The sequence below is a fragment of the Mucilaginibacter sp. P4_G9 genome, assembly GCF_056400985.1.
The window spans coordinates 1-17,295 of sequence record NZ_JBFUKF010000078.1; the positions used below are offsets into that span (position 1 = coordinate 1).

At 42.8% G+C, this 17,295-nt stretch carries 15 protein-coding genes; all 15 read right to left on the reverse strand.

What is annotated here, in order from left to right:
• A partial coding sequence (locus AC1DPZ_RS09375; RefSeq protein WP_477402714.1) for a hypothetical protein occupies window positions 1-249 on the reverse strand: 249 nt, incomplete at its 3' end.
• Window positions 250-327: 78 nt separating this feature from the next.
• Complete coding sequence (locus tag AC1DPZ_RS09380) at window positions 328-915, reverse strand: hypothetical protein (protein WP_477402715.1); 588 nt, start codon at window positions 913-915, stop codon at window positions 328-330.
• A 109-nt stretch (window positions 916-1,024) separates the two neighbouring features.
• Window positions 1,025-2,233 (reverse strand): hypothetical protein, encoded by a 1,209-nt coding sequence (locus tag AC1DPZ_RS09385; RefSeq protein WP_477402716.1) that lies wholly within the window; start codon window positions 2,231-2,233, stop codon window positions 1,025-1,027.
• A 176-nt stretch (window positions 2,234-2,409) separates the two neighbouring features.
• Window positions 2,410-3,606 (reverse strand): head maturation protease, ClpP-related, encoded by a 1,197-nt coding sequence (locus tag AC1DPZ_RS09390; protein WP_477402717.1) that lies wholly within the window; start codon window positions 3,604-3,606, stop codon window positions 2,410-2,412.
• A 662-nt stretch (window positions 3,607-4,268) separates the two neighbouring features.
• Window positions 4,269-4,427 (reverse strand): hypothetical protein, encoded by a 159-nt coding sequence (locus AC1DPZ_RS09395; RefSeq protein WP_477383669.1) that lies wholly within the window; start codon window positions 4,425-4,427, stop codon window positions 4,269-4,271.
• 16 nt (window positions 4,428-4,443) lie between these two features.
• On the reverse strand, window positions 4,444-4,983 hold the full coding sequence (locus AC1DPZ_RS09400) for a DUF6934 family protein (RefSeq protein WP_477402718.1): 540 nt from the start codon (window positions 4,981-4,983) through the stop codon (window positions 4,444-4,446).
• A gap of 59 nt (window positions 4,984-5,042) precedes the next feature.
• Complete coding sequence (locus tag AC1DPZ_RS09405) at window positions 5,043-5,291, reverse strand: hypothetical protein (protein ID WP_477402719.1); 249 nt, start codon at window positions 5,289-5,291, stop codon at window positions 5,043-5,045.
• A 97-nt stretch (window positions 5,292-5,388) separates the two neighbouring features.
• Window positions 5,389-7,827, reverse strand: coding sequence for a hypothetical protein (locus AC1DPZ_RS09410; protein ID WP_477402720.1), 2,439 nt, complete (start codon window positions 7,825-7,827; stop codon window positions 5,389-5,391).
• 84 nt (window positions 7,828-7,911) lie between these two features.
• Complete coding sequence (locus AC1DPZ_RS09415) at window positions 7,912-8,499, reverse strand: hypothetical protein (RefSeq protein ID WP_477402721.1); 588 nt, start codon at window positions 8,497-8,499, stop codon at window positions 7,912-7,914.
• A 500-nt stretch (window positions 8,500-8,999) separates the two neighbouring features.
• Window positions 9,000-11,078, reverse strand: coding sequence for a hypothetical protein (locus tag AC1DPZ_RS09420; protein WP_477402722.1), 2,079 nt, complete (start codon window positions 11,076-11,078; stop codon window positions 9,000-9,002).
• Between the two features lie 276 nt (window positions 11,079-11,354).
• A complete protein-coding gene (locus tag AC1DPZ_RS09425) occupies window positions 11,355-13,433 on the reverse strand; it encodes a hypothetical protein (protein WP_477402723.1) in 2,079 nt (692 codons plus the stop codon).
• A 43-nt stretch (window positions 13,434-13,476) separates the two neighbouring features.
• A complete protein-coding gene (locus tag AC1DPZ_RS09430; protein WP_477402724.1) occupies window positions 13,477-13,917 on the reverse strand; it encodes a hypothetical protein in 441 nt (146 codons plus the stop codon).
• Between the two features lie 238 nt (window positions 13,918-14,155).
• Window positions 14,156-14,863, reverse strand: coding sequence for a hypothetical protein (locus AC1DPZ_RS09435; protein ID WP_477402725.1), 708 nt, complete (start codon window positions 14,861-14,863; stop codon window positions 14,156-14,158).
• A 352-nt stretch (window positions 14,864-15,215) separates the two neighbouring features.
• Window positions 15,216-16,493 (reverse strand): PBSX family phage terminase large subunit, encoded by a 1,278-nt coding sequence (locus AC1DPZ_RS09440; protein ID WP_477402726.1) that lies wholly within the window; start codon window positions 16,491-16,493, stop codon window positions 15,216-15,218.
• A gap of 76 nt (window positions 16,494-16,569) precedes the next feature.
• Window positions 16,570-17,028, reverse strand: a complete 459-nt coding sequence (locus tag AC1DPZ_RS09445) for a hypothetical protein (protein ID WP_477402727.1) — start codon at window positions 17,026-17,028, stop codon at window positions 16,570-16,572.
• Window positions 17,029-17,295: the final 267 nt, after the last annotated feature.

A 17,295-nucleotide genomic window follows, 5' to 3' on the forward strand; every position in this document is an offset into this window, starting at 1 on the left:
CCCTAAAGGGGGAGTTAGCGTACTAACCTCTTTTAATTTTCTTTCAGTTTTATTTTCCATTTTTTTCTTCTTGATTATAAAAACGCCCTCTTCGGGGGGCTGGGGGGCAAACAGCGATGCTATATGCGGATATTTGTTTAGGTACCATTTGGCTTCCTCGTCGCTCAGGTTATCATTGCTATGCACTGCCGGCGAGCCCGGGGCGAACTGATGCTTGCCGGGCTTTAGAATGTATTTTTTAGAGTTCACAGTTTTGAGTTTTAAATGTTGAGTTTAGTTTTAAGCGGTGTAAACTCACTACTCAAAACTTATTACTCCTAACTATACCTATGCGGCCACAAGCGCCTCAATGGCAGCAATAGTACTTGCATATGTTGCCGAACCTGATCCGGGTGCTATAGAAATGGCGCGTGGTGGGTATGGCTCTTTCAGCTTATCCGGGTTGGTTAATTTTAGTTTGTAACCACCATCCAGTGTTTCGTCGGCAGCGTTACGTTCGGCATCGGTAAGGATCAATCCGTTCACGGCGCCAAACAGTTCAACTGCCGAATCGCTTGATTTGTAGTTGTTAACCGCTATGGCGCGCAATCTGCCGTAACCCATCGCCATTAATTGCGCTTTAATATCCACAGATAAGCCTGCAATGTTAAAGTCTATCTCCTCGGTATAACGTGACCCCACCTGTGTTTTGGTGAGTTTACTCATGGTATTGAAACTGTTATTGGTGCCCTCAAATTTGTAGAGCTTTGCAGTACCTACTGCTGTTAAACCGGTTATGATAAGCGGGTTGGCTACATCATAAGTTAGTGTAATATCATCCTGGTTAAAAATGTAGATCACATCTTCTATCCCCGATGTTACAGGCTCGTCTGCACCCAGCTTAAAGCCCGCGTTTATTTTATTGTAAATTGACATTGATTGTTTTGTTGATTAGCCCCCTAACCCCCTAAAGGGGGAATTGGGCATATTGGTAAAATGAATTAATTGTGGTAACTATTGCTCCCCCTTCAGGGGGCTGGGGGGCTTACGCGCTTAAGTAAAACAGCTCATTGGCAAACTTGAAGTTTACGGCTGCTTTCATGCGGGCTTTCATGCGTACTACATTATCGTTAGTGTAGGGCTTCATGTAAACGGTTGATAGTTCTGAAGCATCGCCCAGCAGATCGACCCCTAAAAACAGGTTTGATGAACGGGCGCCCAGTATGGTATTGGCCTGCCAGTGGTTCATGATCTGTAATGGAATACCCAGGTAATCCATTTTCTTCATATCCGTAAAGGCGTTAATAACGTTCAGGGCTTTATTGGCCTGTGCCTGTGCGTAAGCGTAACCTACGTGTAAAGGGATCTGGAGATTAAAATCTTCCTGGATGCGGTCGGCCGGGTCAAGCTGGGCGTAAACGCTGCCCAAAACCTGCAATACGTTGCTTACGTTAATGTAGCTGATTGTTGCCGCAGACGATGTATTTAAAAATGTTGCCGGTTTGCGGCTGTTAACCTCGTTGTAGTTGCGTACCAGCCTGAACGTAGTGGGGGTTAATACCTGGATAAAGTACGATTGACCTGCCAAGTCAATGCCTGCGCCACCGTTGGTGGTATCCTTACTGGTGCCGGTAACCTGGGTGATGGTTACTACATCGCCATCAGCTAAAGTTGATGTATCTGCTACGGTAACCACGCCCGATGCATTAATTGCGGTAGCGCTCATAGCTGTTGCTGGTTTGCCCAGGCCTACTTTGTATACGCCCGATGCTGCCGCTATGGTTGGCAATAAGCCGGGGAATGCCGCGCTAAAGGTTGCTTCTTTGGTTGAGCTTTTACCCAGCCAGTACAGGCGCTCGTTGGCTACCTGGATCTTGGTTAAATAACGTTGAACCATAAAGTCGGATAGGTCGACAATGCCATCATAGTCCATAAAGGCGCCTGGTTTAAGGGATTGGGCTTCCCAGCTTTGGGCCAGTTTGTCCCATTGTTCCTGCTTCATAAATTCGTACACTACCGGGTCAAGGTAGCTTTCGGTTTGCAGTGTGGTTGTACCCTGATCGTGGAAAATGCCTGAGGGATCTTGTAGTACCACATCGTCGTCCACATCAAGAATAACCTTGCGTGCTTTAACGTCGTTAATAACGGTGAGCAGTCCACGCTTTACAGAATCGGCTTCCAGCAGCGTGCTTGCCATGAACCCGGCCAGCACTTCGCCGGCATAGGTGTTGTTGGTGAATGTAAATTGAGCCATAAAAAGGTTTGCCCCCCAGCCCCCTAAAGGGGGAGCTTTTTGATTAGTGTGATTGAATTATAGGGATTAGCCCCCCTAAAGGAGGAGCTTTGATTGGAATAGTTTTAACTTTTGGGGATAGCTTTATTAAAAAGGACTAAATTGAATTTGCGAAGTATCGTTCCCCCTTCAGGGGGTTAGGGGGCGATTGCTTTTTTCACCGCATTCTTTGCCAGCTCGCTTTGCGGGGCGAAGAAGGGTGTTGTTTCGGTTTTTGCTTTGTTGCTGCGTTTGGAGCCTTCGGGGCTGTAGGTTGATTTTATTTCGTTTTTAACCTCGGTACGGGTTTTTTGCAGGCGGTTACTTGCTTCTTCAAGGGCTGTGCGGGCTTCGGCTAATAAAGCGTTTTGGGCATGCAGGCGTGCTTTCAGTTGCTGCAGGCGGTTTTGAATTTCGGTTGCTTTTTTTGCAGGGTTTAATTTGCTTGTTGGTACATCATCGTCCTCATCTTCGGCCTCGGGGTCGGCTTCCAGCGCGGGCGCTACTTTTTGCACCTGACCTTCTTTAACGTCAATCTTTTTGCCATCGGCAGTGGTGTAAGTGTCGGTTGCTGCCGGGGCGCTCATGTCTTCGTCGTTGTACACTTCGGTGCCTTCGCCCAACTCACCAGCGTGGTGCAGGGTGCCTTTGTCGGTAATGGTTTGCTTGTTGACCACTTTTTTGAAGAAGTTCATAATCTTATTCAAAACCGACGTGGTTTTTTCGATAAGTTCTTTGTTTTCGATGTTCATGTTGTTTTTATTGTTTAAGATTTTGTTAATGCATCGCTGGTAAACCGCAGGAGCGGTGCTGGTGTATTTTTTAATAAGGGCGCTGTTGTTAATATCCAGGCTGTAATCCTCCACCTGGTCAATAAAGCCCATATCAAGGGCCTGGTCGGCAGTCATCCAGGTGACGGAGTTTATTAAACTGTTTACTGTTACTCCGTCCAACCCGGACTTGTCCATGTAGATTTGCGCCAGGCGCGATTGTACTACATTCAACATCTGCACATCTTTTAAAAGCTCATCGGCATTGCCGCCGCTGCCTACCATTGGTTTGTGGATCATGAGCAGGGCATATTTGCTCATGATAATGGTTTTGCCGCCCATAGCCACTATAGAGGCGGCCGAGGCGGCCAGGGCATCAATGTAGGTAGTTACATTGCCCGGATATTTTTTAAGCAGATCATATATGGCAATGGCATCAAACGCGCTGCCGCCTACCGAGCTGATGTGCACTTCCAGGTCCTGCCCGGCGGCTTCCTGCAACTGCGTTTGTATGTATGCCGATGATAAACTGCCCGACCCGATGCAATCAGTTTCGGTATCGTATAAGTAGATTTTGTAACTCATTAGTTTTAGATATGAGATGTTAGATTTGAGATTTGAGATTTTTTTCTGAATCAGAATTTTTCACCTTTTGTTTGTTTTTAAGGGGCGTTAAAGAAGGCTACGCCGTTTTCAGGATTTTAGAATTTTCAGAATGAAATCCGATTGATGTTTTTAATGCCGATTGGCATAATTCAAAGGTCGTAATTAGTTTTTGTTTTGGTGGTGACAGTAGTTTGTCAGTGGTTGATTTTTGTCTGAACCCGAATTAAACGAATTAGTTGAATTTTTGTAATTTCTTTAAAATTCTGCTAATTCCTTAATTCGATGAATTCCGGTTCAGATGATTGAACTATACAAATATCGGTACAATGTTTCAATGCAATGGTGACACTACGTTGTCAGTAAGCTGATTTTTTTGTCTGAACCGGAATTAAACAAATTAGTTGAATTTTTCGAATTTTAGAAATTCTGTTAATTCTTGAATTCGACAAATTCCGGTTCAGACAACTGAACTATACAAATATCGGAACAATGTTTTAATGCAATGGTGATAGTAGTTTGTCAGTAAATCAGGTTCGTTTTTTTTTAAGCAAATAGTAATCTAACCGAATTCTTTGTAGAAATTCAAATTAAGTAAAGTATTGCTTACGAGCATACTTTACTTAACGTATTATCTTTAGTAATTAAAGAGCACTAAATTTAACTTGCTTTAAATATTTTTTGGCGCTTTTTACTTTTTCAGGAAATAGCGTTTTATCCTTTAATTTATTTGCAACTAAAGATAATAAGACAGATTCCGGTACCTCGACCAGTTTTTCTTGTTTTTCTGCTTTAGTTTTCATAATACAAATTTATACATTAATTATTCTTAATTACAAATACTGAGTCGTATTTCTCCTCCGGAACATAGGGTTCAATGAGGTTTTTGGCTTTTGAACCTCCAAAAAAACGGTACAATACTTTTAAATCGTCATAGTTTTTATTTACATAATTTCGGTAGACATTTATTCTCCTGTTTTGATTTTTACAAACGGAAGCTTCCATACATTTTTTTCTGCAGGTTAATTTGCAGTTTTCAACAAATTCCGGAGTGCTGTCGCTACCCTCAACCATTATAACTCCGTCACTAAATGCCTGGAAAAATTTGGGTATGGTATTCAACACCGTATGAAAAACTTTATAAGTATCTCCGTTATCAGAATTGGATGAATCATCAACAGTATCATTTACAACCTCATAATCGCCAAATCCAAGGTTGAAAACCTTTTTATTATGCATTGTACCTACTTCATCAAAAGCAACAACCTTGATAATAGTTTTGTATCCTTCACTGATAAAAAAATGTTTGATGCTGTTTTTTGATATTGTTTCTTCTGTATGATAACCTGTAGTAGCCATGAAATAAATTGTAGCGTAAATATAGCTAACAGAAGCCTGAGTTTACAGTTTGATATAAGTTAATTATGGGTATCTGCGTCGTCTGTAAAGCAATTCAACGCCCGCCATATGGTTCGCTCATCCTTGCCAAATTTTACCTCGGCTTCCAGCACAGCCTGGTTTTTGGTGATAGTGCGAATCTGCATCTGGGCGTGGATCCAAAGATAAATTTCACGGTAAGTGAAAATTTTAGTGGTAATAAACCCCGCCTTGTACATGGCCGAAAATACGCCATCGTCAAATAATGTGTTTGCTGTTTTAATGTTCATGAGCCCCTCCCGTCCCCTAAAGGGGATGCTTTTTATTGTAGATAAATTGAATAATAAGATTTTGTAACTCCCCCTTCAGGGGGTTGGGGGGCTTCGCCTACAAGTTAACCCTATCCACCGTTTGCGCCAGTATATTCTGCTGGTTGTTAACATCTTTCACGTCCACATAAATAGGGGGGAAGTTGTTGATCATCTGGTAGGCTACCGTGTTGGCCAGTTCTTTTACATCATTTACCGGTTGGTTATAGTAACGGTTGGCATTGCCGCCATCGGTAAATATGCCGCCTATGGCGTAGCCATTACCGGTATTGGGCGCCGAGAAATCACGGCCGCCGTGGGCTACGTTAATAGCGCTTACCAGGTTACGTGCCCAGGGGTTGCGCATGGCTTCGGATACCACAACCGCCTCGCCCGAACGCAGGTAGGCATTGGTATTGTCGGTACTACTGTAGCCTGACAATAAGGCGCCCCGGCCATCGGATATAAACTGGCCTCCTTTGGCAAATTTTGGTGGTTTTTGCGATGCTATAGTGGCTATTTGCATAGCCGTCATGGCTACGTCTGCCGCTATAAATGGAATGGCAGCTGGTAGGGCCATGGTCGACAATGTTTTTGTAACGGCAATGGCTCCGTTAATAACCGCCTGGGCTATTTGCATTTTTTGCTCGGCTTTAAAAGCTTTAACTTTTTCGTCGTTTTCCTTTTTCTTGTATTTGGCCTCGATGGCTGCTTTCTGGCTTTTGGTGAGGTTGGTGTTGCTTAACTCTTTGGCCTTATCGCTTTCCAACCCTTTTATTTTGGCCTCGCTGGATGATTTGATGCTGTTGCTGATGAGGGAAAAGGCAGCGCTGGATATTTGCTGGGCGGCTTGTATAGCAAGAGCCTTACGTTGTTCTTCTGATTTTTTGGTAGCGGCTGTTATCTCTTCCTGGTATTGAAGCCTTAGCGCGGCCGTGTCCTTCCCCGCTTCAGCTGCTTTTTGGATCTCAAAGTTATATTTGTCTGTTATCAGTTTTTTTTCGGCCTCCAGTTTGTTCCAGGGGAGGATGGCTTTGTCAACATCGTGTTGGTCTTTGGTTATAAGTTCCTTTTGTTGTTGAGCTTCAACAAGGTCTTTTTGTTGCTTTTCTACTTTTTCCAGGTCTTCGGCATTCATTCGTTTGATGATTTCGCCAATGCCAACGTGGTATTTTTCTTCCAGTTGGGCACTTTCCTGCTGGTATTGCTCCTGGTTGATGAGCTTATTATCATACAAACGTTTTAAAGTTGCCTGTTCTTCAGCATAGCCGTTGTGCTGTAGCTCTGCCTTTTTAGCCAGGCCATTAGCAGTGGCTTGCATTTGTTTGATGAGGGAATCCTGGTAGGCTTTTTCCCGTGCTTCTAATTGCTCTTTCGTAAGATCTTTTTTATTTGTCTTTTTTTTATCTGTCGCCTTTATTTCAATTACAGCGTAACTACTCAACGTTTTGTTGATAACTCTAATCCGGTTTATGATGGGTTTCGATTTTGATTCAAAATCTTTAGTGCCAGCTTCTAACTTATTTAAAGCCAGTTGTTGGTTCACTAACGCTGTTTCCCAATAACTTTTGTCATGTGGTTGGTTAAGATTTGATTTTGGGCCATATTTTATAAGGGAATTTGCCAGGCTATCGTCAAGGTCTTTTATTTTCTTTAATAAAGCCTTGTCTTGGTCGGCAATCGTTGCAAAAGTTGCGTAAGATTCCTTTTTGAATCCAGTGGTTCCCTCTCGTGCAGGTGTGTAAACATCGTTGATCGTATATCCACCTACTTTATAAGGTGTATCCTTTTTTTTACCCGTCCGATACGCTTCTTTTTCAGCTTTTGCCGCGTCATATTCAGGCTTTAAAGACAGCCTCTGTTTTACATATTCTGCTCTCTTTTCCTGAACCGCCTCCTCCATAGCCTTACGATTGAGCGCTTTTGTGTATTCATCAATCATTTGTTTGCCTTCTTTAGTTTTAAGATTTTCGAGGGTAAGGTTTTTTAAATATTCTGGCGACAAACTGTTTAATCGTTTTATTGCTTCGATTTGAGTTTCGTGTGCAATATTTTTATTGTTGACAATACCTATCAATATCCCCAATTGCGAAACTTCACCTGAAACATTTTCGACATACGATTCCATCACTTCCTTATAGTCTTTTAAAGCCTGCGCTGCTGCCTTCGTTTTGTCAGATTGGAACATGTCGCCTAAGAAATCCAATATTTGAGGACCATACGTAGTAATAATTGTAAAGGCAGCAGATAGAATCCCTTGCCAGCCTTTAAAAGCATCTGTAGCGATGTCGATAATGTCATTAAAACTCTTAAATGTATCTACCAGATCTTTTACCGTAGCTTTAATTTTAGTGCCCCAGTTAACGGATTCTTTGTTTTGTGTATTGTATTTTAAAACCTCCTTATTAAGGTTATTTATAGCGCTGCTTAAATTATCGAAAGCAGCTTTATATTCGGGAATTTGCCTGAGGCTGTCGGCGTTGATATTTATATCAACGTTAATTTTTTGATCTGACATGGTTTTATGTATTTAATGCCATTTGGCATATTTAAAAAATGCGATATTGCTTACTGTTTAATTAAAAGGAGGATAAAGTATAAATTAAAAGTTTGAAAGCTCTTTATTGGAGATTTGAAAGGGATCTACATAAACTACACTATCTTTAAGGATGAAATTATCAGGAATGTAAACGCCTGCAATTTTGTTATTGAAAATTTTTTCATTTGGTTTTATTGCACAAAGTATAACGGAAACATTATACTTATTACTAACGTCTTTTACATATACTATACTGTATTTGATAAATGTACCAATGCACCCTGATTTTTGTTGTTTCATTTTAGCTATATCGAAATTAATGCCTGTAATGCAGGCATAAGGAATTGATGTACGGTCTGCTACAGGTTTAACATTAAAATGCTTATAGGAATTAGTGCTCATTGTATCTATTTCTTCTTTTGATAATGGACGAATTATCTGCATGCCCATCAAAACACCAACCTCCTTATCATCAAAATAACTTTGCGTAACATATACTTTATCGTCCGTATTATAGTGATCAAATTTAGATGTATAGTAATAAGCCATATATAAATAGTGCTTATTTAGATATCCAGTTATCGCGATAGCACAAATACAGGTTGCTATAATCCAGTATTTTTTTTGGGGTCTTTTGGTAGTCTGTTGCATTATAGTTGTTTGCTAATTTTATTGGTAAATATAATTAGTTGAACTATTTATAGCAAATTAAATTTATAGGTTATTGAAAATAAAGCGGAACTGGTACGGTGARAACACCGGCCAGAGGCTGAATCGCATAAAAGCAATTTGTTTCAGATACCTGGCCGAATACTTACTATTGAATTCGAATTCTCGGTCAGCCTGAAAACATCAACCAGTAGTATAATGCAAAAACGACATACTGATACAGCTCAATTATTAAAAAAAAACTATTTTAACATTTTCACTAACACTTACCCTAATTATCATGATAATATTAAAGTCATCGGTATTTTCCAGCGCCGATAAACTCACTCAATTTATAAATGAGAACAACATCAAAAAAGAAGATATTTTATCTATCACTAATATTTTTACAAACGTTAGTAGTGATCAGTATACGCTCTTTTTCTATTCAGATTCAGCAACTGAAATGATAACTCATGGGTGGTTCTCTTAAACGTAAGGCATTAACCCAGCTTCACCAGTTCCACCTTGGTAGGCTGTCCCTTACGCCAGCTATCAATTTTGTTGATGTAATAGTAGCAGCTATCCTGCTCCAGGTAAACGGGTATCAGCAGGTCAAGATCCAGGATGTCGCGCGGGGTAAGTAAAAAGTAGCGTACTACCTTTTTGGTTTGCTGCAGTATTTTTTCCAGTTCGGGGTAATAAAGGGCTTTTAAACCTGGCAGCGTTTTCCCGGCGCCGGCGCCGGGCATATCGGCAAAGCAAAGGTTGTGTTCGCCATCGGGTTTGTAAAAATAGGGTACCGATATAACGTCGTTAACCAATTGATCGTTCGCTGTGTCTCCATCTGTAAATTTAACGTTTATGCCATGCAGGGCCAGCTTATTGTCTATTAGTATCCTGGGTGTTACGCCGATGCTAAAATCGTTACTATCTGATGTTTCATCAATCATTTTTATTTGAGCAATGGTACCGCCAATGTAAGGCCGGTTCAGGGTAGGGGCAAACTGGCTTTCGAACAGATCGGCCGTGGCGGGCAGGGTTTTATCGGCCACTTTAATCTGCGCGTCGGCAAAACCGTTGGGTAAAACATTATCGTCGGCTTTGTATTTCATATAATTTACCTGTGCATAACCGCCCAACTGGAAGGATATGGTTTTACCCTGGTCGAGGCATTTGCTGGTCCAGTTTTTAGCCACCGGCATATTGCCCACAATATCTTTAAATGACGCAAAGTTGATGGTACGCGTGGTATTATCGGTTTGGCAAATAATGCCGAAACGCTGTAAAACATCTTTCAGCAAATCTTTCTGACTGATATCCGGGAAGATCCTTTCGCATTGGATTTCCTGCCCGTATAATACCGTTTCATTTTGTGCGGTAATGGCAAACGTTGCCCCGGTGTAAATGGTGAAATTGTACGGAGCATCACCGTGAAAATCATATTCAACCAATAACTGCTGGCCAACACCCATTTCAATATCGGTAGCTTTTATCGCGGTGTTTAAATAAGTTTTGTGGGCCTGTATTGATCCGCCGCTGCCGCTATCTCTCGGGGCATCGTAACCACCGTTAAAATTAAATGTAGTGGTTGCTAAATATTGCCTCGGTAAGCCTGGCGTATCCAAAACAATGCTGATATCTACGCTGCTTTTATGATCGCCGGAGGCCCGGCCATAAAAATAGAATGTGGGGATAGTGAGCGCAGCATCAACGGTGATGATTTCCTTTGCTGTATACCTGTTGTTGGCGTAATGGCTGTTAGGATCTGATTGTATGTTTGTAAAACCGATTTCGCCGCCAGGCTGTAAACCTGAATTTTTCGCCCGCGATATACTAATGTTTAAGCCGTTATAAACAATACTGCCATTAGTGGCCGGTTGATTTTGATAATCGGCGCCATGTACAAAATTATCGTTACTAAACTGGGCTATCAGCAGCGGGTAAACCGGGTTGCTCAATAATGATCCGGTACCCTTATAGCCATTGGCCGCCAGCATCAAATCAATAGCCGTTTTAATAAAAAAGCCGGGCCTTAAATTTCGTACATTAATCTCGTTATCACCCGCAAAATTGTAAACCAGGTTGCCATAGTCAACAACCGGCCATATCCAGCCATCGGTTTTTATTTGCGATGCAACAACATTCTCCACATTCCACTTATGCTGATAGCTATCAAAGGGTTTGTTAATGCCGTAAGGCGTTGTACTATCGCCCATATCGTACAGCTTTCCTTCAATAGCATCAAAAAAGTCAACATTGCCGCTTAATACGGTAATACTGGCTGTATTTTGTTCGATGTTGTTGAGTTGCGCAATGCCGTATGGCACAATCTCCAGTCCATCCTGTATAATACGGGCATCGTAATAATCATAGGGCAGGCTGGTTGTAAATGCCACATCATCGGCAAAGCCTAATATTTGCCGGTTGCGCTGGGTAAGCGGCAGCTTAAACTGATTGCTGGTATTGCCCTGCTGGTTTTTAACCTCGGCCAGGTTATTGATCTGGAAACTGAGGGCAATCGGGCTGTCCTCGCTCAAATCAACCAGTTGGTTATTTATATATAACTGTAATTCGTTCATCTTTTATTAGTTCATTTGTTCATTAGTTCATTGGTACTTTCCGCCGGGATGTCATTGGTCATTATCGCTACGCTTGTCATTGGTCATTTCGCTGCGCTGTCATTGGTAAAATCAAAGTAAATCCGAAATCGAACATCCGAAATCAAATGACTTGTTCATTGGTCATTGGTCCGGGATTCGGTTTTGAGCTGTGTTTGAAATCGTGTTTTACAAGTAACCACTCACTATTCACCACTCACCACTCACCACTCACCACTCACCGCTCACCACTCACCATCACTGCGTTTGTATATTGATAGATGGCATATTGAATGTGATGCTGAAAGGCGCCTGACCGTTGCGGGTTTCGTACTCGCTAAAGGTGGCTGTGTTTATAACAATGGTTTGCCATTTTACCGGGTTTTTGTTTACCAGCATCTGCACTTTGGGCGAGTATTTGACGGATTGTAATCCTTTAATGTCGGCTATGGACAGGTCCTCGGCCATCACCTTCATTTTTTGCCCGGCGGTTTTGCTTATCACTTCTTCAATACCCTGCTGGTTTTCCCAATCATGTACATAGTTTTTAATGATGGTTGCGTTTTGTACATCAAGACTTAATTCCTGGTTAAAAACAAAACGGTAGTAGTTCCATGAGCCGCTTAAACCTATCCAGCGCAAGTAAACCGATCTGTCATCCACGGCATCGTCTACCCTTATGGTCTGCGTTTGGGTTACCGTATGCGTGGTATGCTCATCTTCATACTTCAGGGCAATATTAAAGTAAAATGCCTCGCGCGGGAAACTGCCGTTTATCATCAGCCTGTTTAAACCCAGCCGACCGGGAACAGGTATGCTCATTAAATTCTGATCGGCAATAATGTATTTGCTGCCATCCTGGTTTAGCAGCCATGAGCCATCTTCGTTGAGCAGGCTGCTTACCTGTGGCCCGCCGGCTAATGGCTGGCGGTTAATATCCAGCAAGGTTAATTCGCAATATAATTGCAGACCAACCATCTCTTCGCTGTAAATAAAACCAATATCAAACGGATAACCTATTGAATAGGCCGGTTCGGCAAAATCAGTAACCCAGCGGGCCAGCTGATCAGTATCGCTAACCTGGGCAAAAGGAACATATGCAGCCAGGTTGCCCGCATAGCGCTCTCCTAATTGTTTGGCCGCATAAACCACGTAGTAAGGATTGGTAAGCGTTACAAAAGCCGATGTATGGCCATCGGTTGTGCCATCATCCCAATGCTGGGCATATTGTACCTGGTAACTGGCGCTCATGTTATCGTCTCTGAAATTACTTTGGGTATAATCGCTGTTATCGGCGGGCCGCAGCAAGCTTTGCAAAAAGTTCGCCAGGTCGGCCTTTACCAGTCCTGTACCATCGGGCCGGTTGTTTGATGTAATGGTTTCCTGTCTGCCGGTAAGCTTATCCATATAGCTTATTTGGGTAATTACCTTGTAATAAGGCCGCATACTGTTTATATTGATAAAGCCGCCGGCATCGCCTGTATAAGGTGTATTTATTACAATATGGTTGTCGCCGGTTACTTTTTCAACCACATAAGTGCCCTGGTATGGTGCGGCGTTTATGTAAACTTTATCGCCCGTGTTTACTATGGATTTTTGAGTAGTTTGGTTGATGAAAGTGGTATTTACACCAATATTGGCGTGGCCTGCATCATTATCCGCAGTAACGCCGGTAATACTAAAGTCTTTACGCTGGTAAGTAAAAACTATAGGATTAAATGCGGCATTCCAGCGGGAAACCTTGCCGCCTAAGCGTGTTACAGACGGATCGCTCAGCAGCAGATCTGAAACGGTATGGATATTAATTGATGCCTGATCTGTACAGCCCAGAGTGTTGCTATCCTTAGCCATTGCCTGCAATGCGCCACCGCTTAAGCCGGTAAAAGTTGACGAAGCCTGCCACGTATCGCCCAGATCAATACTGTATAGGATAGGGCCATAGGTTGATGACGCGTTAACCGTAATTTGCGCATCGCCGGCGCCAGGTGCCGATTCGGGCTTATCTACATGGATGAAATTGATCTTCAGGTCGCAGGTGTTAACTGGTGGCGGCGGATCTGGAACGGTACCAAGCTGCGGTGTACTAAACGTTACAAAATACCCCGTTGTTTTATCGGCAACAAGGCCCGAAAATATTTTAATGCTCTGCCCCGGTATAGCAACAGATCGTGTGGAAATGTTACCGTTAACATTCTGTGTGAAGGTTACAATAACGTTGTTGCCATTTACCGGCTGGTTGGTTTCAGAATCGGTTAAAAAAATGTGCCCATCGGCATAAACCTGTTCGTCGGTGGGGCTGTTAATGTTGGTAAGGGTGATGTTTGCTACTATAGCCATATTTTTATTGTTTTGATTTTTTAAAAGACATTATTTCGGCCGGTTAAAATGTATCAAAGTACATGGTTGGCAACGTGATAGTTAGCCCTATCCCCGTGGTATTTACATCAAACTTATTGTAAACAGGCAGGCATTTGGCCTTGATGCCGGCCTTAATCCGAAAGTACCGGCCTTCGCCTTCGCGGTACCTGGATGCCTTTACAATAAACTGGTTGGCCATTTGCAAGGCCTGCTGCACATAAGTTTCATTATCGGCCGTAAATTGCCCGAAATCGGTTTTGAACAAAAACTCCAGGTAAATGGTAAAGGTATTATCGACTGATCCGTTTACCTGCGGCGATACTTCGATGGGTTGCAGGGGGTACATAAATACACACGGAAAAGCCGTGTCATCGGCCAATGTGTTAAGTTCGTTTTGTGTGCCATATGCAAACGCGGGGTTACCCGTAAGTGTTTGTACTATGGCGTCTATTTGGTTACGCATGAAAAGTAGGCCCCCCGGCCCCCTGAAGGGGGAGTTTTAAATGTTTGATTGCCTTACAGGGATAGGCACTGTTATAATTTAACTATAGTTCCCCCTTCAGGGGGTTAGGGGGCTAAATCGCCATACCTTTTCTGGTACTCCGCCTCTGTTTTGTTGAGCAGCAGTTTGGTAAGGATACGCTCATAGGGCATATTTAAAATGGTGTCCCATTTGGTGATATCGCCGCCGGCAAGGGCGTTTATGGTGTTGATGTATTTAAATTTTTCGAACGATTGAATCCCCGCCCGTTTTTCCAGGACTGTAGGAGGCGAAGCCAGAAGTTTGTTTTCGGTCTCGATAAGGCGGGAAAGCAGTAAAAAAAATGTTTTGCGATGGGCAGTGCCTCCGTTACCCGCATTTTTTTTATTTCGTTTGTAAATTCTTCGGCCTGGTATTCGTTGTATTTTTCGCCGGTTGCCCGGCAATAAAAGTAGTGTGCCAATACCTGGCAGCATGCGCTTAATGATGGGTTAAAGTTCTCTTTCCAGTCGTCTTCGCCAAATTGTTTAATATGGGTGCTTATTTCTTCGGCAATAATATCCCTTGCTGCCATAAACGCGCCAGCGGGTTCAACCGATAGGTTTTGCATCACCTTTACTGTTTTGGGCCCCCTTGCCTGCGGTAGCATAAAGCTCACCTGTTTAGGTATGGCTTCGCTGTTGTACAGGTGTTTAATCTGGTACGATAATGCCAGCACAGCATCGCCAAAGGCCAGGAAATCGTTAGCGTCCTTAACCGAATAGAGGTCATCAATGGCAATGCCCGAAAGAATGCTGATAGCCTCAATATCGTTCAAATTTGGATTGGCCTGCATGGCCATCATTTGTGCCATTGTTACATCGCTTAACTGCGAGGGAATTGTAACACGCAGTTTTCCGTGGGTTGTTTTTAGTGTTTTTTCGATCATGATATAATTTACGGGCCTCCGCCGGTTGGCGGAAGAGTTTTTTGGTTGTTGTAATTACACAGGGATAGTAGTATTATATATTAATGCAGTTTTTGCGCAAAGGGGCAAAGAGTCAATTGTTCATGATTGTAAGTTGTTGATTATCAAGTATATTTTTTAAGATTTTCAAAGTAGAGACGCATAATTGCGTTTCCCGCGTGCAAATCACACATGCAAATTGATCTTGCAAACCGGCCTTGCAAATCCTGAATGTCCTGCGGGAGACGCAATTATGCGTCTCTACAACAGCCCCATTTGCAACAATATCATACTGTTTTTTTCCAGGGATTACACTGGTGGATACCCGACATCGTTATTGTCGGGTTCTAAATCCGTAGGCACCTATCAGCTCATCAAAAACTCCCCGACTGGCAGCCCGTGGAATGTACGGCAACCGCGATCTTAGTTTTCTTCCGCCGCTTACCCTCAGTTTGTTTAAAGCCACATACCGCAAGGCGTCGATAAGGTGATTATAGGAATCAACTGCTTCATTGATGGTTTTGCCCGATCTGTCGACCCGCCATTTATAGCGGTCGAGCTCTTTGCGCAGGTTAACGCTGGCGCGGGTTACGTTTATTCTGTAGCGTTTAAGAATATCGATAGAGTTGTTGATGCTGTCGCGGCCTTTGTTTGCACCGGTAATATACCAGCCCATACGTTTAAATTCTTCAATCGATTTTGGTTCGGCGCTATCGGCAATGATCTCGGTTTTGCGGCTTACGCCTGCTGCCTTTAACTTTACAGCTATATCGGTATTGGTTAGGCCGGTTTGGTAAAACAGCTCGTTTACCCACAGTTCGCCGTTTTGCAGGTACACCTGCAGGCAGGCGGTTTCATCATTGGTAAAGCCAAAATCAAGACCGGTGGCAACCAGTTTGGCATCCTGTGGTATTTGATTGCAAACATACCAGTTGGTAATAATGAGGCCCGAAATTTTCCCGGTGAGGCCGCGGGCATAAACTTTCCACAGTTCCAGGTCCTCTTTTTTTAAATCTTCTATTTTTTTTCTCGTGCCATCGTCCAAAAACGGATTGTGGCGATGATCCGAGATGATAAGTTGTACACCTGGCCGGCCTACCAGGTGCTCGTGTACCCAAAAGCTGTTGTTTGGGTTATAGTCAATATAAATCCGTTTACGGGTACGCAGCGCCAGCTCCTGGTAAACTGCATAGGTTATGCCATTGGCCTCGTTGATGAACAGGTAGTCGCGTTTGCCCGATTTTGCGTCCTGCGGATCTGCGTAGCTCTTAAATTCGATAATGGTACCATTATGAAATTCAAATATACGGTCGGTTTTATTATAGCTTTTCACCGCTGTTTGTAGTGCTGCGCTGCTGYTGTAAATGGTTAAGGCGTCGCGCAACACACCGGCTTTCAGGTTAGGGATATCCTGGCCTACAATGGTTATTACTTGCTTATCAGCCTGGCATGCTATACAAAATAAGGCTTGCCCGATAGAATAGGTTTTACCCGAACTTGTGCCGCCCTGGTTTACCACAATGTGCGCATCGGTATTATAATTTTGTTCAAAAAGGATGGAGACCTCGAATTTGGGGTCATTGGGTAGTTGGTCATTTCGCTTTGCTGTCATTGGTCATTAGTCATTGGAGGAATAGGAGGAGGGAGAGGGGATAAAGTAATTTTCAAATTTTCAAATCATCAAATTTTCAAATCAAAACATCCACCTCCTTTTCATTTCCGGCGGGTACAGGGCCGGTATTGGTTATTTCAACTTTGAGGGTTTTAGTTGCACCGGTGTGTTTTGTCCCCGGTTTATCGTTCCACCCCGCATTTTTAAGCGCAAATATGGCGCCTGTTGGCTTTTCAAAAAGCTGCTGCTCATAAGCTGCTTCTACGCGTAATTTTGCGTATCTGAATGGTTTTATCAAGCCTGCCCGTTTTTCATATTGTTTAAACTGGTCCATGCTATTAAATCCCAGGTAAAGTGCGAGGTTGCTTAAAGTAGGCGGCTCGGGCTCACGGATCCAGGTTTTAAGTTTAGCTGCACCCGGGCTGCTTTTAACCTGCTGGTATTCGTATTCGCCTTTGATGTGGATAAAATAATCGTCAATTAACTGCAACAGCTGCGGAGCAGTTTTGAATTTTAAGGAAGAAGATGATGACATGATTTATGTTTTAAATGCCGATTGGCATACTGTAGGATCAAATGTAAGGATTATTTTTGAAATATGCTAATTTTTTTGGTAAAAAAGTTCGCTGATTATTTTGTTTATTGGAGGTTGTTTGTAATGTTTTTATACGTTCTTGAAACATGTGCTCCAGCGTCATTACTGTTTCCAGGACTTTCTGGTGGGTATTCGTATGACGATACTTATTTATTAGGAATCAAAAGCTTTCGTTTTTCCTAAAGTGTCAGCAGAACAGCTTCGGGC